The sequence below is a fragment of the Frankia sp. CeD genome, from assembly GCF_000732115.1.
Taxonomy (GTDB): Bacteria; Actinomycetota; Actinomycetes; order Frankiales; family Frankiaceae; genus Frankia; species Frankia casuarinae.
Genome location: NZ_JPGU01000047.1, coordinates 1 through 21,294 on the forward strand (window position 1 = coordinate 1; position 21,294 = coordinate 21,294).

A 21,294-nucleotide genomic window follows, 5' to 3' on the forward strand; every position below is an offset into this window, starting at 1 on the left:
CCGCGACCTGAACGCCGCGGTCAACCTGTCCAACCTCGTCGCCGCCAGTAGGTCGGAGACGGTAAACGCCCGTGGAGCCGACCGTAGGACCCCGTCCGCGGGGCGGGCGGCTGGGAAACGGGAACCNGGCACGGCTCGGGCCGGTCGGACCGGGAGTGCTTCACCGCAAGGNGAGGCGGCATGAGCGCCGCTATCAGGCGCTCTTATGCAACGGAAGGCCGCTGGAGTTGTTCCACGGGACGTTGCGTCTGCCGTGAGCAGATATGCCGCCAGCAGATCAGCGTCGTGGGCGCGGATTTCTCGGCAACGCTGGTGACGCCGGCCCATCGTGCTCGCACCCATTCCCGACGGCCGGCGGGAGGACGCACCATGATCGAATCTTTTTCGCGCCTCACGCAGGCCGGGCCGGGGAGTCCGCGCCGGGCTACCGTGCAGGCCGCCGCATCCGGGCTCGGCTCCGCGGACGACCAGGTGTTCAGCCGGCTCCTCGAGAACCGGATCGTGTTCCTTGGTTCCGTGGTCGAGGACGCGGTGGCCAACGCGATCAGCGCCAAGCTGCTGCTGCTCGCCGCCGAGGATCCCGCGGCCGACATCTACCTCTACATCAATTCGCCGGGTGGCTCGGTGTCCGCCGGCATGGCGATTTATGACACGATGCAGTACGTCGGAAACGACGTGGCGACGGTCGCGCTGGGCCTCGCCGGTTCGATGGGGCAGTTCCTGCTCTGCGCCGGCACGGCGGGTAAGCGCTATGCGCTGCCCCNTGCCCGGNTCATGATGCACCAGCCGCACGGTGGCATCGGCGGTACCGCTGCCGACATCTCCATCCAGGCCGAGCAGATGCTGTACACCAAGCGCACGCTGCAGGAGCGAATCGCCTTCCACACCGGGCAGACCGTCGAGCAGATCGAGACCGACTCCGACCGGGACCGGTGGTTCACGGCCGAGGAGGCCAAGGAGTACGGCCTCGTCGATCATGTGGTTGTCCGGGCGGATCAGGTACCCAGTGTGGTCAGTGGAGCGGGCATGGGTTTGCGGCGGGCGGGCCGCACCGGTTTCGGCCCCNGCGGCGGGAGCGGGCGATGACCGGGCGGCCTCCCGCCGCGAGCGGGATCATGCTGGGTGGCGGTGCGCCGAGGGCCCGTCACGTCCTGCCGAACATCGTGGAACGGACCTCCCGCGGCGAGTACTCGATGGATCCGTATTCGAAGCTGCTCAAGGAGCGGATCGTCTTTCTCGGTGTGCAGATCGATGATGTGTCGGCGAACGACGTGATGGCGCAGCTGCTGTTCCTGGAGTCCGAGGATCCCGACCGGGACATCTCGATCTACATCAACTCGCCGGGTGGGTCGTTCACGTCGTTGACGGCGATCTACGACACGATGCAGTTCGTGCGGCCGGACATCTCGACGATCTGCATGGGTCAGGCGGCGTCGGCGTCGGCGGTGCTGCTGGCGGCGGGCACGCCGGGGAAGCGGTTCGCGCTGGAGAACAGCCGGATCCTCATCCACCAGCCGTCGGCGCAGGGCGAGGGCCAGTCGAGCGACATCGAGATCCAGGCGCGGGAGATCCTGCGCGTACGGGCGCTGCAGGAGACGATGCTCGCCCGCCACACCGGTCGTACCGAGACGGAGATCCGTCGCGACACCGAACGCGATAAGATCTTCAGTGCCGATGAGGCCGAGGAGTACGGCCTCATCGACGAGGTCATCATGAGCCGTAAGGCCGCCCGGCTTCTATCGGCACGCAGCGCCTGACCGGGTGCGATCCGGCGGTTGGCCGCTCCGGTCGGCCTGCCACACGTCGACTGGCCACAGGCCGACCTGTCGACGAGCGTGCCCGCGGCCGCCTTCCGGCCGACTATGCTGCGGCCGGAAGGCGGCCGCGGGCCGGGACCACCTGCCCGGCCCCTCCGATCTCCCCGATCCCCGCGGACCGGGAGCGACGGCGGCTCGCCGCGGGCTGGGCACCACCACCCGGCCGGTATGGACGGCGGCCCGGAAGCTCGGCGAGAGTCCCAGGTTCGGCGACACGCCGAAGGGCGACGCCGCGCCGACCGTTGCGCCGACACCGGTTGTTTCGATGCCAGCCGAGCCCGTGATGCTGGCGGTGGCCGCGGTGCCGCTGGCGGCGTGCAGGTCAGCGGAGATGACGCGGGCCGTGATCGGTGGTGTCGCCTGCCCGTGGACGGCGGACAGCGGCCCAGGCGATGTCACGGGGGTGACCTCGGGTTCGAGCCGGGCGAGCTCCAGACGCACCTCGTCCAGCAGATCGGACAGCCGGATGTGCAGCGCCCGGCAGACCGCGGCGAGGATCTNCGAAGACGCCTCCTTCAGGCCGCGTTCGATCTCCGAGAGGTAGGGCGTCGACACCCGCGCCGCGTCCGCCACGTCCCGCAGGGTGCGGCCCTGAGCGAGGCGACGTCGGCGCAGCGCCTGCCCGACCAGCCGGCGCAGCAACGGCATCTCGGCATCATCCGTCATCGCCATCAGGAACCTCCGGGGGACTGGTGCCTTGAAGGGTCAGGGGAATCGGAGGGGCGCTCGCGTCCTGATAGATACACGCGTCCCGGATACTGATCACGTGGGTGGGAAGGCGACCGCTGCCGCAGCCACCCCCGGGTAAGTCGATGGAGGGCTAAGGCACCGAGCGTATCCGCTGCGCCCTCGCCGGAACCGCAAGTACCGCACCCGGCATTCCGCCCACACCTTTGCCGCGAAGTCGCCGACGGCCGCCGGAGTTGCCGACGGCCGCCGGAGTTGCCGACGGCGGACGAACCGTGCGGCGCCGATGCATACGGCGACAACGTGTGAGGAGACGGACGCCGAAAGTGGCACGAAGATGCACCAAAGGTCGGTATTTCTACATCATCCGCGCACTTAGCGTCGTTTCCGTCGTGATTCATCCTGACCGTCCGGTCTCCGGAACGGTCGTCGCGGTGGCCCGCTTAGCCGGGGCCGCCAGGGACAGGAGATCCGTGGAGGCTCCCACACACGTGCCCCGTGCCGTTGCCACGCCGATGGCCATACCCATGTCCATGTCCTCGGCCGCGTCGGTGCCGATGGCGGTCCTCGGCACCCGTCCCCACGCCCACCTTGAGCCGCCCGGCGCATCCCCGCGGGCGACGGCGTCCGGGTCGTCTACCCCGGCTCCGGCCCTCGACATGACCGGAGACGACCGCGTAGCCCTGTGGCAGCAGCGCCTGCTCGAGGCGGAGTCGGGGATGACGACGTTCCTGCTGGAACACCACGCCGATCTGCGTCTACTCGACTGGCTGCATACCCAGGCCGAGATCTTCGCCGACTTCCCGACGCCCGACGATCGTGATCCGACGGCCTGGCAGCGGGTGTTCTTCCGCGCGCAGGCACTGATCGAACGGTTCATCGTGTCGCGCTGGGGCGAGGCGGAGCTCGTCGACTGGGCGAGGGCCAATGCCTCGGTCTTCGGCAAGGTGGAGCCCGAGCCGACCGGCCGGCCCGCCGACGTCGTCCACCGGCTCGCACGCCAGGCGGATCTCTACTCCTCCCGTTACGCGGTCGACACCGACGAGCCCATGCAAGCGACCCTGATCATCTCGCACTGTGGCATCTGGGACTACCGCGAGCAGGCCCGCGCCCGGGGCGTGCCCCTCACCCTGGCCTCCCCCTGTTCGTTCTGCACCACTGCCCTCTCGGCGAACATCCGGGCCAAGGGATACGAACCGGCCTTCCGCCTGCTGCATGACGACCCCTCGGTCCCGTCAGCCGGCGTGGCCGTGCCCGCTCCGGGCGGCCAGCCTGCCGTCGTGGCCGGGTCGGTCGCCGGACCGGGGCAGGTCGACCGTGGCTGCGTCTGGACCGCCACCGGCACCACCGGCACCACCGGCGCCACCGGCGCCACCGGCGCCACCGGCGCCACCGGCGCCACCGGCACCACCGACACCACCGACATTGTCCACAGAGCGGAGATCAGGCCATGACCCTCGTGACCGACAGCGGTCATCCCGGCGCCATCGACGATCCGGGCCGACCAGCCGCCGGTGACCNCCCCGCCGGTGCGACGGCCGATCCCCCGGCCGACTCGCCGCTGGGAACCCCGCCGCCTGCCGCGCAGGGGCTGATGACCGGGGAGCGGTACCGGGCGAGCCTCAACGACGGCCGCGAGGTGTGGCTCGACGGGGAGAAGGTCGCGAACGTGGCGACGCATCCAGCCTTCCGGGGCGCCGTTGACGAGCTGGCCCGGCTGTTCGACCTGCAGCACGACCCGGATCTGCGCGACGTGCTCACCGTCCACGAACCCGAGGCGGGAACCCGCGTCGGCTGGTCCTACCAGCTGCCGCGCACGCTGGACGATCTGCGGGCCCGGCGGCGCAGCACGGCCGTGTGGATGCGCGAGTCCTGGGGTCAGCACGGCCGGTCGCCGTCGTTCATGGCGAACGTGGCGGTGGGTCTGCTCGACTTCCGGGAGCATCTGGAGTGCAACCAGGCCGGCTTCGGCGCCAACGCGGTGGCCTTCTACCGGCACTGTGCGGCCAATGACCTGGTCCTCGGCCACGCTTTGGGCGACCCGCAGATCGACCGGACCACCAGCCCCGTGGACGATCCCGATCTCGCGCTGCGCATCATCGCCGAGCGGGACGACGGCGTCGTCGTCCGGGGCGCCAAGCAGCTCACGACGCTGGCCCCACTGGCCCACGAGGTGCTCGTGTACCTCTCGGCGAGCTTCGCGCAGCGCGAGGCCGAGCAGTTCGTGATCTGGTTCGGCCTGCCGCTGGCTACCCCAGGCGTGAAGATCCTCTGTCGGGAGCCGCTGGGGGCCCGGCCGTACGGGCACGCCCACGCGCTCGCGTCCCGGTTCGACGAGCAGGACGCCATGCTGTTCTTCGACGACGTGCTGGTTCCGTGGGACCGGGTGTTCCTGCTGCGCGACGGCAACCTCGCCCGGGTCGGACTCGGACGGATCAACGCCTGGAGCGCGGCCGCCGGCCACATCCGCTACCAGGAACGGCTGCGGACCCTGCTCGCCGTCGGCACGCTGCTCGCCGACGCGATCGGAGCCTCGGGGCTGCGTCACGTCCAGGAGGACCTCGGGGAGTTGGCGAGCTACGTTGACCTCGTCGGGTACTTTCTCGACGCGGGGGAGGCCAGGGCCGAGACGACGGACGGCGGCCTGCTCGCGCCGGGTAACACCGACGCGAGCCGCGTGTGGTCGGCGCAGGTCGCCGGCCGGGCGGTGGAGATCGTGCGGCGGATCGGCTCGTCGGGTGTCCTCATGCAGCCCAGCGAGCGTGACCTCGCCGCCGCCGACCTGCGGCCCTATCTCGATCGGTACATGCGGGGCGCGAACCTCCCGGTCGAGGAGAAGTCACGGCTGTTCCGGCTGGCCTGGGAGCTCACGGCGGACAGCTTCGGGCAGCGTCAGGACCTCTATGAGTTCGTCCACCGCGGGGACATCACCCGCAACCGGATCAACCTGCTCCGCCGGGATGACCTGGGACCTGTCACCGACCAGATCCGGGAGCTGATCACCCGTCCGCTCTGAGGCTTGACGGCAGGTGGCTGTCGGACCGGGCGGAGGGGTCCGGGGACGGTGTGCGCGGAGGGTGTTAGCGATACCACCGCCTACCTGGTTGAGCTACCCGAAGGTGCCTACGGTCAGGCCAGCCCCCTGCACGCGGGACGACGGGGTGATACCGCCGGCCCGCGTTCGCTCCTCGTGGTAAGGACCCGGAGTCATGACGATCGGAGCCGCCTCGCCCCCTCCCGTCCGTGCCGAGGTCTCCGGGTCCTCTGCGTCCTCCGGGTCCTCCGGGTCCTCCGGGGGTCCGCCGTGGGTCAGGGTTTCGGCCTGTCCTGGGGTTCCCGTTCGCGCCGAGGCGTCCGCGCAGCCCGAGTGTCCCGCGTACGCCAAGGATCTCAGGCCCACGGGAATCGACGGCGGCGTGTCGGTGTTTCTGCTGCACGCCCATCCGGTGACCGGGGCGGGGCTGCACCTGCTGCTCTCGACGATCTGCCGGCTCGACGTCGTCGGCCGCGGCCATCGGCTGGATGCCGCGCTGCCGCAGATCCGCCGCTCGCGTCCCCGGGTCCTGCTGCTCGGGCTCGCGGGGGATCTCGCGACCGACCTCGCGGCGGTGCGCCGGCTGCGCGTGGAGGGCGACCGGATCCCCACCACGCGCGTTCTGCTGTTGCGGCCGCTGGCCACCTGCGCCGAACTGACCCAGATCCTCACCACCGGGGCGTCGGGGGCGGTGCTGCCGGACGCCCCGCCTGCCGACCTCGCCCACGCGGTCACCATCGCCGCGCTCGGCGGCGTGGTCTTCCTGCCCGCGCCGCCGCCGACGGGGGTGCCGGGGCCGCCGGTCCAGGCCGAGCTGCCACCGCAGGCCCTCGGGCTGACNTCCCGGGAACGCGCGGTGCTCGGCCAACTCGCCCGCGGTCTGTCGAACGCGGAGATCGCTTGCGAGCTCGCCCTGGCCGAGGCAACGGTCAAGCGGTACCTCACCGGTGCGATGCGCAAGATCGGCCAGCCGGACCGGCTACGCGCCGGCCTCTACGCCTATCGGCACGGACTGCTGGACGGTCCGCATGCCGGCTGGACGGGCCGTGGGCGTGGGTCCGGCCGCGGATCGGCGCCGGACCGGATGATCGAATGATCGGGGTGGCCGCGGGCGCCATGGCGGGATGAACACGTTCCGCGAGTCGGTGTTTTCGATGATCCGGATTCCGGCTGATCATCACAGATCTATTACTTGTGGTTATTGATAGGTTGCTTCGGGTGTCGAAATTCGTGCTGACGTTATTCGATCATGTAAATGGCGCGATCTCTCCGGGTAAGCGCCGGACATGGCTGCCGGGCGATGCCACCATGGGGCTGTGTCCTCTTGCGTTGGACGGTCCGCTCGGCCGTTTCGGCCTGCGCTGATCCGGCGGCGGTGGCTGGATTTCAGCCATCACATGGGTGACTGCTGTTAGGCGTTGTTGGCGACTGAGGGTAGTAGCAGTCCTGCTGACCGCGTGTCCCTGTGTCGATGCTGTCCCGCCCGCCGGATGTGCCGGATGTGCCGGATGTGCCGGATCGGCGGTGTCGACCAGGCCGCCCGATCCGACTGGAACCGATGAGCGACGACGCCCGCCAGCGTGAGCTTGGATTCTTTCTTCGTGCCCACCGTGAGCGCCTGCGACCCGAGGACGTCGGGTTGCCCGCCACACCTCGCCGCCGCACCCCGGGGCTGCGCCGGGAGGAGGTCGCCGCGCTCTCCGGCCTCGGCCTCGCCTGGTACACCTGGCTGGAACAAGGCCGGGTCGCCGCGTCCCGGCAGGTCCTCGAGGCCGTCGCCCGGGCCCTGCGGCTCGACGACGACGGTCGTCGCCACGCCCTGGCGCTCGCCGGCCTGCACACGCCGCCAGCGGACCGCCACCACACCCTCGTCAAGGCGCTGCGTTCGGTGCTGGACAACTGGCCGAACTGTCCGGCGTTGCTGCTCGACCGGCGCTTCGACGTCACCGCCTGGAACGACGCCTACACCGTCCTGTGGGGGGATCCCGCCGACGTGCCCGAGCCCCAGCGCAACCTGCTGTGGCTGCTGGTGGCGCAGCCCCGGACCCGGGACGGGATGGGCGGGTCCGAGGACGTGGCCAAGGACCTGCTCGCCCAGTTCCGCGCCCAGATCGGTCATCATCCCGACGACCAGCGCGGCCGTGCCGTGCTGGAGCTGCTCGAACAGGCGCGCCCCGAGCTGCGTGCCTGGTGGCAGTGCCGGTCCGTGCGCGTGTTCACGGGCCGCACGGTCAGCGCGGCCACGCCGCTCGGCGACATTTCGCTGATGCTGTCGGTGCTGCGACCGGGTGATGATCCGGAGTCCACCATCTGGCTCCAGACGCCCGCGACGCCCGCGGACCGGGAGCTGCTCACCCGGCTGGCGGCCGAGACGCCGGGCGCGGCGGGGCGCCCGGACCCCGCCGCGCGGCAGCGGCTCTCGGCCTGACCGCGACCGGCGGCCCGGCCCGCCACCGGCGGCCGGCGGCCGGCGGCCGGCGGCCGGCGCGCGATGGTGCTGCATCTGCACGGCGGCGGCCCTGCTGGCCGCACGGGACGCGGGGCTTCCGCCGCCGGGGGCCGTGCCACGTACCGCGCGTGGGCGGGCACCGGGCACTGCTGGCACATCGCGGTGCCTAGTTCGGGGGCTGCGAGGGAGGCGTTGGCGGAGGTCGTGGCGTTCCCGCGGGCGTATCTCGCCCGATGACGTCGTGGCGTGCCTGTGTATGTGTGACAGCTGCGCTGGCTANGCCGACCGTGTCGGCCCTTCCTTCCTGCGGTCTACCTGGATCCACCAGCGCTGGTGGTGTGATCTTTCATAGCATGATCAGATATCTGTGATCTTCCCTGGTGCGCGGGTGAGTTGGCCTTTCGGCATGGTCCGCCGCCGGGATCGGGGGTCGGTGCAGATCTCCTCGGCGGGGACTTTAGTCCGCCGGATGGCCGGGGATGTGCCGGGCGGCCAGCCCGCCAGGGCGTAGTCGACCGCCATGACCTGGGGCCCGCATGTCGCGGGCATCGGTCCACGCCATCTCGGGTATCGGGGCGTCGCTACGACCGTTTGACCCCGCTCAGGTTACCTGAGGGTGCCTTTCGGCCGGGTCGGTTCGGGCGGGGTCGGTTCGGGCGGGGCGGGCCGCGGGGCGACGCGCACGGGCTTGCGGCGATGTCTATGAGCCGCGATAACAGGATGAACCGCTGCCTGTCTGGGCTGGTACGGCAGTAGCACCATCGGCGACTACCTCCCCGTTCGTGCTGGTCCGTGCTCGTACGGCACGCGCCCGGGCCGCCGGCTGCGGCTCCCCGTGCCCCTCGGCCGCCGGGCCGCATGACCCGGTGAGGCCATCGTCGCGTCCGCCCTATCTGGAGCATCCATGAAACGCCCACGTCCCCGATTCCNCCCCGCCGTCCGCGTCGCGGCCGTCGCGGCCGCCGCCGCCATGCTCGGCGCCTGCGCGTCCGATCCGGCACCCGCCGGCTCCACCAGCGCGAACGGGGCGGGCGGAACACCGCACCGGGGCGGCACGCTCACCTTCGCGGTGGCCACCGAGGGCGACTGCCTCGACCCGCACGTCAGCCCGGCCGACGTCACCGCCGTCATCCAGCGGGGTGTGTTCGACTCGCTCGTGACGCAGCAGCCGGGCGGCGGGGTCGGCCCGTGGCTGGCCACGTCGTGGACGGTCTCCGCCGACGCGAAGACGTTCACCTTCAAGCTCAAGGACGGCGTGACGTTCCACGACGGCACACCGTTCGACGCGGCGGCGGTGAAGGCGAACTTCGACCACATCGCGGCGAAGTCAACGAAGTCGCAGTACGCGGTGGCGCTGCTCGGCCCCTACGTCGGCACCGAGGTCGTCGACCCGCACACGGCCAAGGTCACCTTCTCCAAGCCGTACGCGGCATTCCTCGCCGCGGCCGCCACGACCTACCTCGGCATCGAGTCGTCGAAGAAGATCGCCGACGCGCCGGACACCCTCTGCTCGGGCGGGCCGAACTCGGTGGGTACCGGGCCGTTTCGCTTCACCCGTTATGTGAAGGGATCGGTCGCCGAGTTCACCCGCAACGACGGCTACACCTCGGCCCCCGGCGGCGCGAAGCACACCGGCGCCGCCTACCTCGACAAGCTGGCCATCCGCTTCCTGCCCGAGGACGCGACGAGGGTGAGCGCGCTGCGCAGTGGGGAGATCGACGCCGCCGACGGCGTGCCGGCGCAGAACGTCGCCGCGATCGAGGGCGATACCTCCCTGCGGCTACTCAAGGTGATTCCGCAGAACGCCAACTACTCGATCTACTTCAACACCAGGCGTGCGCCGTTCTCCGACGAGCGGGTCCGTAAGGCCGTCCAGCGCGCCGTCGACGTCGACACGATCGTGAAGACGGTCTACGCCGGCCAGTACGCCCGCGCGTGGAGCACGCTGACGCCAAAGAACATCGCCTACGATCGCAGCCTCGAGAAGGCCTTCCCCCATGACGTCACCGCGGCGAACAAGCTACTCGACGAGGCCGGCTACACCGGCCGCGACGCCGACGGCTACCGCACGAAGAACGGCGCGCGTCTCGTCCTCGACTGGCCCTACGTCGGCGCCTTCAACCGCGAGCAGCGCGACATCGTCAGCCAGGCGGTACAGGCCGACCTGAAGAAGGTCGGCATCGCCACCAAGCTCTACTCGATGGACTCGGGCGCCTACACCACCCAGCGCAACGCCGGCGGCTACGACCTGATCGCCTACAGCTGGGGCAAGTCCGACCCCGACCTGCTCCGTACACTGTTCGCCTCGAATCTGGCGTTCACCCAGGGCGGGGCGAACAGTTCCGGGATCGCGGTGCCGGAGGTCGACGACTGGCTCGCGACCGGCNCCGGCACGACGGATCTCGCCGCCCGCAAGAAGGCCTACGGGCAGGTGCAGAAATATGTGATCGACCACGCGTACACCCTGCCGATCTACGTGTTCACCCGGACCGTCGGCACGGCGTCGAAGGTCCACGACATCACCTTCGACGCGGACGCCTTCCCGCTGTTCTACGACAGCTGGGTGGGCTGATCTAGTGCGGGCTGTGGCGAGGTTCCTGCTGCGCCGGCTGGTCGTGGGCGCCGGGGTCCTATGGGGCGCGGCGACGTTGGCCTTCGTGACGCTGCACGTCGTACCGGGTGATCCTGTCGACACTTTGATCGGGCCTACGTTCGGGATCTCGCCGCAGCTTCGGGAGCAGATCAACGAGACGTACGGATTCCAGTCGCCGCTCGTCGTCCAGTACGGCACCTGGCTGCGCCGCCTGGTGACCGGCCATCTCGGCACCTCCTACCAGCTGCAGCGGCCGGTCGTGGAGGTGTTGTCCGGTCAGGTGTGGCCGACGGTGCAGCTGGCGCTCACGGCGTCCGCACTCGCCGCGCTGCTGGCGGTCGGACTCGCGGTGTCGACCGCCGGCCGGGGCGGCACCACCCACCGGCTCGGCCGGATGCTGGCGACCAGCGCCGAGCTGCTCGTCGTGTCGAGCCCGACGTTCTGGATCGGCATCCTGCTCATCACCCTCTTCTCCGCGCATCTCGGCTGGTTTCCCAGCGCCGGCGCCACTGGCCCGTCCGGACTGGTCCTCCCGGCGTCCGCGCTGGCCCTGCCGATCGCCGGGGTTCTTGCCCAGGTGCTGCGGGAGGGCCTTGACGCCGCGCTGGAGGCTCCGTTCGTCGTCTCGGTTCGCGCCCGCGGCATCGGCGCGGTGGGTGTGCTGACCCGCCATGCCCTGCGCCATGCCGCGCTCCCGCTCGTCACCCTGCTCGGCTGGGCGGTGGGCAGCCTGCTCGGCGGCGCCGTCGTCACCGAGGCGGTGTTCGCCCGGCCGGGGATCGGTCGGGTGACCCTCGTGGCGATCTCGGCCAAGGACATCCCGGTGGTCACCGCGGTGGTGCTGCTGTCCGCGGCGGTCTTCGTCGTCGTGAACAGCGTAGTCGACCTGCTCTACCTGCTCATCGACCCGCGACTGCGCGACGACGGATCCGGTGCCGGGAGGGCCACGGCGGTTGATCTGGCGGTGTCCCGGTGACCGCGGTCGGGGAAACCCGCCCCGGGACCGAGCCGCCCGCCGCCGGTGCCCTGGCCGGCACCGGCGGTGGCCGGCCGCGTCCCGGTTTGATCGCGGCCGGCCTGCTGATAGTCCTGCTTCTTGTCGCGACCGCCTGGCCGGGGCTGCTCAGCCGCCATCCCGCGGACGGGACGAACCTCGGCGAGGCGCTGCGCGGACCGAGCTGGGCACACTGGTTCGGCACCGACCAGCTGGGCCGGGACGTCTTCGCGCGGGTGGTCACCGGCGCCCGGCATTCGCTACTGCTCGGTGCCGGAGCGACCGCGCTCGGCGCGGGGATCGGGGCGACGGTCGGCCTCGCGGCGGCCCTCGGCGGCCGGTTCGCCGACGGGCTGCTCATGCGGCTCGTGGACCTGCTGCTTGCCTTCCCCGAACTGCTGCTCGCGCTGCTGGTCATCACCATCGTCGGTCCAGGATCGGTGAACGCGGCGGTGGCCATCGGCATCGCGGCGGTCCCCAGCTACGCGCGGGTTGTGCGGTCGCGTGCCCTCGTCGTCCGCCATGCCGGGTTCGTCGACGCCGGGGTGGCGCTCGGCCTGCCCCGGCCGGTGATCATGCTGCGCCACATCGTGCCGAACACGCTCGGACCGCTGCTCGTGCTGGCCACCGTCGGCATCGGGACGGCGATCATCTCCGGTTCGGCGTTGAGTTTCCTAGGCCTCGGTACGAAGCCGCCGGCCCCCGAGTGGGGGGCGATGCTCGCCGACGGCCGGGGCGTCATCGACACCGCCTGGTGGGTCGTGGTGTTCCCCGGGGCGGCGATCGCCGCCACGGTCGTCGCCGTGACCGTGCTCGGCCGCCATGCCCGCCTGCGGGTGGAGGGACGGACTCCGTGAACGACCAGCCGCAGGTCTCACCGCCGGCACCGCCGAACCTGGCACCGCCGAACCTGGCACTGCCAAACGTGGCATCGCCGAACCTGGCACCGCTGGGGTCGGAGCCCCCTGGTTCGATACCTCCGAGCGGGCGGGGGGCGAAGGAGCCGTCCGCGACCCTGCTGACCGTCGACGGGCTGCGGGTCTCCTTCGGCCGGGGCGCTCGGGCCGTCGAGGCGGTGCGGGGAATCTCCTTCGATGTCGGCGCGGGGGAGTGTGTGGCCCTCGTGGGCGAGTCCGGATCGGGTAAGAGCGTGACCGCCCGCGCCCTCGTCGGACTCGCCGGAGCGGGCGCGACGGTCCAGGCCCGGCGGCTGCGCCTGGGCGGGACCGACCTCATCGGGCTGCGGGACCGGGAATGGCGCGCCCTGCGTGGCCGCCGGATCGGCCTGGTGCTCCAGGACGCCCTCGGCTCCCTCGATCCGCTGCGGCGGGTCGAGCAGGAGGNCGACGAGGCGCTGCGGGCGCATGGCCCGGTCGCGCGAGCCGAACGTGGCCCCCGCGTCGTGACGCTGCTGGCGCGGGCCGGCATTCCTGATCCACAGGTCCGTGCCCGGCAGTACCCGCACCAGCTCTCCGGCGGGTTGCGCCAGCGGGTGCTGATCGCCGCGGCGCTGGCCGGCACCCCGGACCTGCTCATCGCCGACGAGCCGACCACCGCTCTCGACGTCTCGGTCCAGGCCCGGATCCTCGATCTGCTCGCCGGTCTGCGTGCGAGCGGGATGGGACTGCTGCTCATCAGCCATGACCTGGCGGTCGTTGCCCGGCTCGCCGATCGGGTCGCCGTGCTGCGCGACGGAGTGATCCTGGAAAGTGGCCCGACCGAGCGGGTGCTGGGCGATCCCACGCACGCCTATACCCGCGAGCTGCTTGCCGCCGTGCCCTCCGCACGGACCAGGGGCAGCCGGCTGGCCGGACCCGTCGACGAAGCCGGGCTCGCGTCTGCCGGGCTCGACGCGGGCGGCTCGACCGGCGCCGAGATCCTTCTGCGGGCGACGGGACTGCGCAAGGCGTTCCGGACGACGGACGGAGAGCGACGCGAGGTGGTCCGGGACGTCTCCTTCGCGCTGCGCCGCGGGGNGACCCTCGGGCTCGTCGGCGAGTCCGGTTCGGGGAAGACGACGCTCGCCCGGATCATGCTGGGTCTGACCGAACCCGACGCGGGTGAGGTGCTGCTCGGCGGCGTTCCCTGGGTCGGTCCGTCGGATCCTGGGGGCGGCCGGGGCAGCTCGGTGTCGGAGCGTGAGCGCCGACCACGCCGTCGGCAGATCCAGGCGATCTTCCAGGACCCGCTGGGTTCCTTCGACCCACGACTGACGGTGGGCCGGATCCTGACGCAGGCGCTGCGGGTGGGTGGGGTCGCGCGGACCGAGCGCCGCGACGCCGCCGTCCGACGGCTGGAACAGGTGGGGCTCTCCGCGCGGGAACTACGGCGCAGACCGGTCGAGCTGTCCGGCGGCCAGCGGCAGCGGGTGGCCATCGCCCGGGCGCTGTCCGTGGAACCGCAGGTGCTGATCTGCGACGAACCGGTATCCGCGCTCGACGTGTCCATCCAGGCCCAGGTCTTGGACCTGCTTGTCGACCTGCGCCGGACCCACCGTCTGGCCATGGTCTTCGTCTCTCACGACCTCGGCGTCGTGCGGCACCTCAGCGACCGGGTCCTGGTGATGTACGACGGGCGGATCGTCGAGTCCGGGGAGGTGGAGACGGTCTTCACCGCCCCCCGGCACCCCTACACCGTACGGCTGCTCGCCGCGGTGCCCCGGCTCCCCGCACCGCCTACCCCCCTATCGGCTGCCGGGCCGTCTCCGCAGGCCGGGCCGTCTCCGCAGGCCGGGACGCCCGTGGCCGACAGCGCCACAGCCGTACCGGCATCTGGGTAATGTGCCCGTCGGTGTCGAGGCGGTGCTGCGCGACCTCCCCGATCGCCCGAAAATAGTCCTCCTGGCGATCCGCACCGACGAGCCGGCTGTAGTAGGTGCCAAAGGTCGCCGCGTGGAACCGCTGGTACTCTTCGCCGCTCGCGGCCCGCACGAGTGCCGGGCGTTCGTCGACGCCGTCGATGTCGAAGTACGCGTCGAGCAGGGTCGCGGTGTCGTCCACGGACAGGGTGCGTACGGCGATCGGAATGATCCCGGCCGCCGCCAGCAGCCTGGGTACGTCCTCGGCCGCATGGCCCAGGCGGACCAGGGCCTGCCGGGCGAGGTCGTCGCTGCCACCGAACCCGTACTCGTCGTGCTCGGGATGGTGGGTGGTGAGCAGGAAGGCGCCGCCGGGTCGCAGTCGCATGGAGATCCACCGCACCAGCTGCTCCTCGTCAGGGTGGATCCAGTGCAGGACCGCGGTGAGGGTGACCAGGTCGAACGCCGTGGAACCCGCATCGTCGGCCAGCTGCGGGGGCCGGCGCAGATCGGCCTGGACGAAGCGGAACCGTACCCGGGTCGCGTAGGGGGCGAGCTTGCGTCGAGCCTCGGCGAGCCGGGACTCCTCACGATCCAGGCCCAGGGCGTCGACGGCGTCGGGCAGGCGGTCGAGCGCCGCGGCGAGCAGGGAACCGATGCCGCAGCCGAGATCGGCGACGGACCGGGCGGTCGGATCGGCGAACCCGAGCACCCAGTCGGTGTCCTGAGCCTGCCGAAGCCGGCTGGCGTCGTCGTATCCGCCGAGTCGGGCCGCCTGTGCCGTGACGGTCTGCGTCATCTGCTTCTCCCCAGCCGAGGTATGTCAACCGATCCGACGTACTGACGGTCCGCCATCGTGCATCACGGGCTCGCGCCAAGCGCCGAGTTCCGTGCCATGAGTTTTGAAATTAGGCATCGTGTTCGTGTGGGGTCAAGGTAGCTTTCTGCGTCCATAGTCGACATCCTGTTAGTACTGGTAACAGCACCGTGATGCCTCTGGACCCGCCGCCGCGAGCCGACTGGAATGGGTCGCGGGCCGGGACGCGGAAACTGTTCGCGGCAGTGGAAGCCGCGACGGTGGAAACCAGGTACGACGGTGGAAACCAGGTACGACGGTGGAAACCGCACAGACATCGGTACCGCCGTGCCGGACCGGAGCTGGTCCGCAACCGGTCTGGGACTTGGCTGCGACCGCCCGGAGCCGGCCCAGAACCATGCCCAGGGGAGACGATGACCAGTACAACGGAATTCGATGCGGCTTTGGCGCCGGCGCGAGACGTGATCGCTGCACAGCGTTCCGAGCCCGACACGTCGGTCGGATACGTCCAGGGCATCCTCAGCCACGACATCTCCACGGAACTCGGTCGGCTGCAACTGCTGGAATCACAGGTGGACCCGGCCACGCACGCCGTTCTCGAGGCGCGGGGAATCGCAGACGGAGGGCGGTTCCTGGAAATCGGTGCCGGTGCGGGTTCGGTCGCCTACTGGCTGGCCGACCGGTTCCCCGGCGGGGAGGTGACCGCGGTCGACGTGAGCACGAGTTTCCTCGACGACACCGGCCGGTCGAACCTGCGGATCGTCCAAGCGGACGTGCGCACCCACGACTTCGAGCCGGGCTCCTTCGACCTCATCCATGCCCGCACCGTCCTCATGCACATCCCCGAACGTGAGGAGGTGCTGCGGCGGCTAGTCTCCTGGCTGGCCCCGGGCGGCTGGCTGGTCACTGAGGATCTCGTGCTGTCCCCGGTTGACTCGTCACCGCACGACGAATTCCGGCACGCCTTCGAGGCGATCGGCCAGGCAATGGCGTCGTCGATCGGGTCGGACCTGTGGTGGGGGCGAACGCTGCCGGCGCCGCTGACCCGAGCGGGCCTGGTCGACGCCGGTCTGCACGCCACGTACTACCCGGTTGGCGGCTCCAACGAGATCGGGCGCCTGTGGCGTGCGACGTTCAGCCAGTCCGCCGACTACCTTGTCGCCAGCGGCCTGCTCACCCGCGCCGATCTCGACTCGGCCCTGGCCCTGCTCGCCGATCCCGACTTCCTCGACCTCGGGCCCAGCATCATCGCGGCCTGGGGCCGGCGCCCCCCGGCCTGAGCTTACGGGCGCGGGAACTCCCGCCCTTCCGTCTCCGTCCTTCGTCCTCCGTCTCCGTCCTTCGTCCTTCGTCCTCCGTCTCCGCGACGACCATCTGACCGAACACCGTCGACCACCCGTGAGGTACTCCCGTGACCACTCCGCGCTTCGGTGTCACCCTTCCTCTGCCCGGCATTCCGCTGCGGGACCATCGACGCATCGTCACGGGACTCGCTGACGCTGGCTACAGCGACGTGTGGACGGCCGAAGGCGGCGGCATCGACGCGTTCACCCCGCTCGCGGTCGCCGCCGCCTGGGATCCCCGGGTGCGCCTGGCGAGCGCGATCGTGCCCGTCCACACCCGCGGCCCGGCGGTGCTCGCCCAGACCGCGGCGACCCTGGCCGATCTGACGTTCGGCGGGCTTGTCCTTGGCATCGGTTCGTCGGTGCCCGCCCACGTGACCGACCTCAACGGCATCCCGTTCGACGAGCCCTTCCGCCGGACCCGGGACACGCTTCGTTTCCTCACCCGGGCGCTGCGCGGCGAGGTGGTCTCCGGCGCCTTCGACACGTTCGCGATCCGCGGCTTCGCCATACCGAATCCTCCGATCGAGACGCCGAAGGTCATCCTGGGAGCGCTGCGGCCCGGCATGCTCAAGCTCGGCTTCACCGAGGGGGATGGTGCCGTCACCAATCTGTTGTCCCCCGAAGATCTGATCAAGGTCCGCGCCGTCGTCGGACCGCAGCCAGCGGGCAAGGAGCTGGTGGTGAAGGTCTTCGTGAGCCCGAACGCCGATCCGGACGTCGCCCGCCGCGACAGCCGGCCGTTCCTCACCTGGATCCTCAACCAGACCCCCTACCATGCCTTCCACGAATGGCTCGGCAACGGCGAACGGCTCGCCGAGTCCCACAAGCGCTGGACCGCCGGGGACCAGCGTGGTGCCGCCCGGGCACTACCCGATGAGGTCATTGACGCCCTGTTCATCCACGGCACGCCCGAGCAGTGCCGCGACCAGATCGCCGCATATGTGCAGCCCGGGGTTACCGCGATCCAGCTCTACGTCCGCCTGACTCCGTCCTTCCTGCTCGGCTCGTGGGACACCGCCGGATCAGCTGGATCGGCCGGCGGGGGAGAGCAGGACCTGGCCGACCGGGTCCTCGGCCTGCTGAGCACGCTGCGCCCCCGCATCCCAACGCCGGCTGGCGTCGGCTGATCGATCTCGCCGGACGAACCGTGCCGGTTCCCCGACCACGGGCCGCGCCGCTACCTGACCACGGCCACCGGGCAGTGCGCGTGCAGGACGCACTGGTGGCTCACCGAACCGAGAAGCAGTTCGGCGAAGCCGCCGTGCCCGCGGCTGCCGACCACGAGCAGCTGCGCGTCAGCCGAGGCCCGCAGCAGCGCATGGGCGGGGCCATCGGCGACGGTCTCCTTCATAACGGGGATGGGTAGCCCGCCGGCGTGCTCGGTGACGATCGTGGAGACGGCCTGGTCGAGGGTCTGCTGGGCCTGCTCCGCCAGCACCGATCCGATATCGGCGTAGCTCCCCGGGTAGATCGGGATGTCCAGGTGCCAGGCATGCACGACGTGCAGGGCGCTCTTGCGGAGCATCGCCGCCTCGACGGCCCACCGTAGTGCCGTGAGCGAGAGGGCCGAGCCGTCCACGCCGACGACCACCGGCCGGTCGTCGACGCCGGCGGCCGGGGCGACCGGCCGTACCACGACGACCGGCAGGGAGGCATAGTGCACCACACCCTGGCTCACCGAGCCGCTCACCAGCCGGTGCAGGGCCCCGTGACCGCGCTCGCCGACGACGATCATCCGCGCGCCGACCGCGGCCCGCAGCAGCTCCGGGACGGGACTGCCCTCCTCGACCCGCCGGATGATCCGCACTGTCGGATCGCTGACCCGGGCGGCGGTCAGCGCGGTGTCCAGAACCCGCGTGGCGGCGTGCGCCAGACCCTCGCGGTCGGCGTTCGCCGCGGTCTCGAAGACCGGCCGCGGTTCGCCCATGACGTCCCATACCAGTACCGCGATCACCGGGACCAGGCGCCGGGCGGCCTCGTCACAGGCCCACCGGATCGCGGCGACGGACGCGGGTGAACCGTCGACCCCGACGACGATCCCACCGGCGGCGGACTCCGCGTCCGCCACCTCGACGGCCTGCCCGGCGGGGTTGCGGGCGTCCGCCGGCCCGGCGGGGCGCGCGTACCCCGCGCTGTTCGGCTGTGCCGCGCTGTTCGGCTGTGCCGCGCTGTCCGGCTGTGCCGTGGTGTCCGACATCGCCATCNCCCTCTCGCCGTGGTGTCCCCCGCCACCGCCATGGTTCCGCCTGAAGGTGACCCCCGCGACGTGACGCGCGGGGTGAGCCGGTGGGGCCTGCGGCCGGGTCATGACCCTGCCGGATGGCCCGCGGCCTGAGGTCGCAGAGGTGGTTGCTCGATGGAGCGCCGGGTGGTGTGCCGGCCGTCAGCGGCCGATGGTGCGGTGCAGAAACGCCAGAACGACGCCCATCCGTTCCCGGGTCGGGAAGGCACCGCCGTGGCCGGCGCCCGGCACGATCGTCACGTCCACTGCCGGCGCTCCGGCGGTGCGCAGCGCGTGGGCGAGTTCCAGCGACTGCTGGTGGGGGACCGTGCAGTCCGCGTCCCCGTGCTCGATCAGGAACGGCGGCAGCGGCCCGCGGCTCAGGTAGTTCAGGGGGCTCGCCACCCGTACCAGCTGGGGCACGGCTGTCACGGTGCGGCCGAGGAAGCGCGACTCCGGCGAGTGGGGCCGGTCGTGCTGGGCGTCGGCCACGGTGCACCGCTCGTTCGTGCGCAGCTGGGCGTCCATCGAGGCGAAGTTCACCGGGCCGTAGAAGTCGACGACGGCCTGGACGTCGCTGGACACCCCGGGGTTGCCGAGATCCGGGTCGTCGAACATCGCCACGCCGCTCGTCGTGCCCAGCATCACCGCGAGGTAGGCCCCGGCCGACGCGCCGGTCGCGGCGATGCGGGAGGGGTCCAGGCCATAGGTGCCCGCGTGGGCCCGCAGCCAGCGGACGGACGCCTTCACGTCCTGGACCGCGGCCGGGAACTTCGCCTCCCCGGACAGCCGGTAGTTCAGGCTGGCGACGGCNTATCCGGCGTGGACGAGTGCCCGGACCACCGGCAGGTCGTCCCGCTTGTCGCCGAGCATGAACGCGCCACCGTGGATCGTGAGCACCACCGGCAGGACCGTCCCGGGGACCACCCGGGCCCCCTCGGCACCCGCCGTCGGGGCCGGCGGGGAGGGGCGGNAGAGATCCAGCCGCTGTGCCGGCGAGACCGGCGCGTAGGGCACGTCGCGCAGGACCCACAGGCCGTCGGACTCCTCGGGCGTGCCGGCCTGCGCGAGTGTGCTGTTCGGGCCACCCGGGCCCGACGCTGTCGGCGACGAGGGGCGAGGGGTGGAGCCGTGCCGGGAGCACGCCGCCAGGCCCAGGCCGAGTGCGAGCATGCCGCCGGTGGCGGCAGCGGCGAGGAATCGGTGCTGGGCGGAGCGGATGATGACAATCTCCCTTCCGGAGGGCCGTCCGCGGGACGGGGATCGGCGGGACGGGGATCGGCCGGGCAGGGGTCAGCGGGGACGGAACTCTCGCCTCCGCCAGTCATCATGCCCTGCCGCTCTGACCGTTCCGAACGTCCGATCGCATGATGAATCCCTTGATCTTGGCGTTCACTGACATTCCAGACGGACGGCCCCGGGCGTTGTCCGTTCGGGACACCCGGATCACGGCCGGAGCCGGAGCCTGCGGCCGGAGCCTGCGGCCGGGGCCGGGGCCGGGGCCGACGCGGTGCGGGTGCGGGTACGGGTGTTGGTGACGGGTAGTGGATGTGACCAGCACCACACGGTGTGGGGAGCTGGTATTTTCAGTACAGTACGGTACTGTTTCTCTGGTCCAGGTAATGTTCATTAGGCCTTCTCCTCGGCGTCGCGGCCATGCGCGTCGACTCCGGAGAAGCGTCCGAGACGGAAGGGCGAAAACCGATTTCCCCGCCGAGTGGCGCCGGGCGTGGCCGGCCCCGGGACGACGCCCGGGAACGGGCGATCCTGGACGCCGCGCTGGAACTGCTCGTCGAGGTCGGGTATGAGCGGATGAGCATGGTCGCCGTCGCGGCCCGGGCCCGAGCCAGCAAGGCGACGATCTACCGCCGATGGTCGTGCAAGGACGAGATGGTCGTGGAGGCCCTGCGCCGGCATGGTCCCGGCGACCGCGTTCCGGCTGACACCGGGTGCCTGCGGGACGACCTGGCCGCCGAGGTGCACCTCATGATCGACACGATTACCGGTCCCGACGGTGCGCTGCTCATCGGCGTGCTCCGGGCCGCGAGCGAGTCCCCGCGGCTGGCCGCGGTCGTGCAGGCCAACATCCTGCAGAACAAAGCGAAGATCGGCCGTTGCATGTTCGCTCGGGCCTCGCAACGGGGGGAGATCTCTGTGTCGGCCGATTTCGACGTGATTATGGAGATCGTCATGGCGATGATTTTCTGTCGCCTGCTCGTCACCGGCGAGCCGCTCGACGATGCGTTCGTCGATCATATGGTGGACGACGTGCTCATGCCGTTGCTGGCTGGCCGGCCCGGAACGACACTCCGGCCCGAAACACCCCCGTCCGGGGTCAACTCGAACGCCTGAGCTATTCCCTGCTCGAACTCCTGTTCGATGTCCCTGCCACTGCCACTGCCACTGCCACTGTCCCTGTCCCTGCCACTGCCGCGTCACCGACGCCGCCACGGACCGCCCGGTCCCGGGGGCGCCGTCCATCGGCACCATCCCCATCGGCACCATCCCCATCGGCACCATCCCCATCGGCACCATCCCC

Annotated in this window: 18 protein-coding genes; 14 read left to right on the forward strand and 4 right to left on the reverse strand. The window is 71.1% G+C overall.

The features are described from left to right. Positions 1-369: 369 nt before the first annotated feature. The gene (locus tag CED_RS18165) at positions 370-1,086 is read left to right on the forward strand and encodes a ClpP family protease (RefSeq protein ID WP_035912635.1); all 717 of its coding nucleotides are present in this window, start codon (positions 370-372) and stop codon (positions 1,084-1,086) included. Then, positions 1,083-1,757, forward strand: a complete 675-nt coding sequence (locus CED_RS18170) for an ATP-dependent Clp protease proteolytic subunit (protein ID WP_304413244.1) — start codon at positions 1,083-1,085, stop codon at positions 1,755-1,757. Before CED_RS18165 ends, CED_RS18170 begins: the two co-directional genes overlap by 4 nt. Here CED_RS18170 and CED_RS25890 read toward each other — a convergent pair. Further along, positions 1,737-2,489 carry a helix-turn-helix domain-containing protein gene (locus CED_RS25890; RefSeq protein ID WP_304413286.1) on the reverse strand — a complete coding sequence of 251 codons (753 nt, stop codon included), beginning with the start codon at positions 2,487-2,489 and terminating at the stop codon, positions 1,737-1,739. The two genes, CED_RS18170 and CED_RS25890, sit on opposite strands and share 21 nt — an antisense overlap. A 542-nt stretch (positions 2,490-3,031) precedes the next feature. Here CED_RS25890 and CED_RS24820 point away from each other — a divergent pair. The 9 genes from CED_RS24820 to CED_RS18215 all read left to right on the forward strand — a co-directional run bounded on the left by CED_RS24820 (position 3,032) and on the right by CED_RS18215 (position 14,353). Beyond that, complete coding sequence (locus tag CED_RS24820; protein WP_051868906.1) at positions 3,032-3,958, forward strand: hypothetical protein; 927 nt, start codon at positions 3,032-3,034, stop codon at positions 3,956-3,958. Next, on the forward strand, positions 3,955-5,520 hold the full coding sequence (locus tag CED_RS18185; RefSeq protein WP_232235205.1) for a 4-hydroxyphenylacetate 3-hydroxylase family protein: 1,566 nt from the start codon (positions 3,955-3,957) through the stop codon (positions 5,518-5,520). The genes CED_RS24820 and CED_RS18185 overlap by 4 nt, the downstream gene beginning before the upstream one ends. Positions 5,521-5,920: 400 nt before the next feature. Then, the gene (locus CED_RS21690; RefSeq protein ID WP_049760940.1) at positions 5,921-6,634 is read left to right on the forward strand and encodes a response regulator transcription factor; all 714 of its coding nucleotides are present in this window, start codon (positions 5,921-5,923) and stop codon (positions 6,632-6,634) included. A gap of 122 nt (positions 6,635-6,756) precedes the next feature. Then, complete coding sequence (locus tag CED_RS24440) at positions 6,757-6,903, forward strand: hypothetical protein (protein WP_157858560.1); 147 nt, start codon at positions 6,757-6,759, stop codon at positions 6,901-6,903. A 193-nt stretch (positions 6,904-7,096) separates the two neighbouring features. Beyond that, the gene (locus CED_RS18195) at positions 7,097-7,966 is read left to right on the forward strand and encodes a helix-turn-helix transcriptional regulator (protein ID WP_023842195.1); all 870 of its coding nucleotides are present in this window, start codon (positions 7,097-7,099) and stop codon (positions 7,964-7,966) included. 925 nt (positions 7,967-8,891) lie between these two features. Next, positions 8,892-10,559, forward strand: a complete 1,668-nt coding sequence (locus CED_RS18200; protein WP_035912606.1) for an ABC transporter substrate-binding protein — start codon at positions 8,892-8,894, stop codon at positions 10,557-10,559. A 4-nt stretch (positions 10,560-10,563) separates the two neighbouring features. Then, the gene (locus tag CED_RS18205; protein WP_011437156.1) at positions 10,564-11,556 is read left to right on the forward strand and encodes an ABC transporter permease; all 993 of its coding nucleotides are present in this window, start codon (positions 10,564-10,566) and stop codon (positions 11,554-11,556) included. Then, a complete protein-coding gene (locus CED_RS18210) occupies positions 11,553-12,431 on the forward strand; it encodes an ABC transporter permease (RefSeq protein ID WP_011437155.1) in 879 nt (292 codons plus the stop codon). Before CED_RS18205 ends, CED_RS18210 begins: the two co-directional genes overlap by 4 nt. Beyond that, positions 12,428-14,353 (forward strand): ABC transporter ATP-binding protein, encoded by a 1,926-nt coding sequence (locus CED_RS18215; protein WP_035912609.1) that lies wholly within the window; start codon positions 12,428-12,430, stop codon positions 14,351-14,353. Before CED_RS18210 ends, CED_RS18215 begins: the two co-directional genes overlap by 4 nt. Here the strand turns inward: CED_RS18215 and CED_RS23000 are convergent. Beyond that, positions 14,250-15,170: a trans-aconitate 2-methyltransferase gene (locus CED_RS23000; RefSeq protein ID WP_011437153.1), complete on the reverse strand. Its 921-nt coding sequence runs from the start codon at positions 15,168-15,170 to the stop codon at positions 14,250-14,252. The two genes, CED_RS18215 and CED_RS23000, sit on opposite strands and share 104 nt — an antisense overlap. Positions 15,171-15,601: 431 nt before the next feature. Here CED_RS23000 and CED_RS18225 point away from each other — a divergent pair, with 431 nt between their 5' ends. Both CED_RS18225 and CED_RS18230 read left to right on the forward strand, forming a co-directional pair. Next, positions 15,602-16,468 carry a class I SAM-dependent methyltransferase gene (locus tag CED_RS18225; RefSeq protein ID WP_011437152.1) on the forward strand — a complete coding sequence of 289 codons (867 nt, stop codon included), beginning with the start codon at positions 15,602-15,604 and terminating at the stop codon, positions 16,466-16,468. A 131-nt stretch (positions 16,469-16,599) separates the two neighbouring features. After that, positions 16,600-17,661: an LLM class F420-dependent oxidoreductase gene (locus CED_RS18230; protein WP_035912615.1), complete on the forward strand. Its 1,062-nt coding sequence runs from the start codon at positions 16,600-16,602 to the stop codon at positions 17,659-17,661. A 50-nt stretch (positions 17,662-17,711) separates the two neighbouring features. Here the strand turns inward: CED_RS18230 and CED_RS18235 are convergent, their stop codons facing one another. Together CED_RS18235 and CED_RS18240 are read right to left on the reverse strand one after the other, a co-directional pair. Then, positions 17,712-18,731 carry a universal stress protein gene (locus CED_RS18235; protein ID WP_011437150.1) on the reverse strand — a complete coding sequence of 340 codons (1,020 nt, stop codon included), beginning with the start codon at positions 18,729-18,731 and terminating at the stop codon, positions 17,712-17,714. Positions 18,732-18,917: 186 nt separating this feature from the next. Next, the gene (locus tag CED_RS18240) at positions 18,918-19,928 is read right to left on the reverse strand and encodes an alpha/beta hydrolase (RefSeq protein ID WP_035912617.1); all 1,011 of its coding nucleotides are present in this window, start codon (positions 19,926-19,928) and stop codon (positions 18,918-18,920) included. Positions 19,929-20,411: 483 nt separating this feature from the next. Here CED_RS18240 and CED_RS18245 point away from each other — a divergent pair, with 483 nt between their 5' ends. Next, positions 20,412-21,107: a TetR/AcrR family transcriptional regulator gene (locus CED_RS18245; RefSeq protein WP_011437148.1), complete on the forward strand. Its 696-nt coding sequence runs from the start codon at positions 20,412-20,414 to the stop codon at positions 21,105-21,107. Positions 21,108-21,294: the final 187 nt, after the last annotated feature.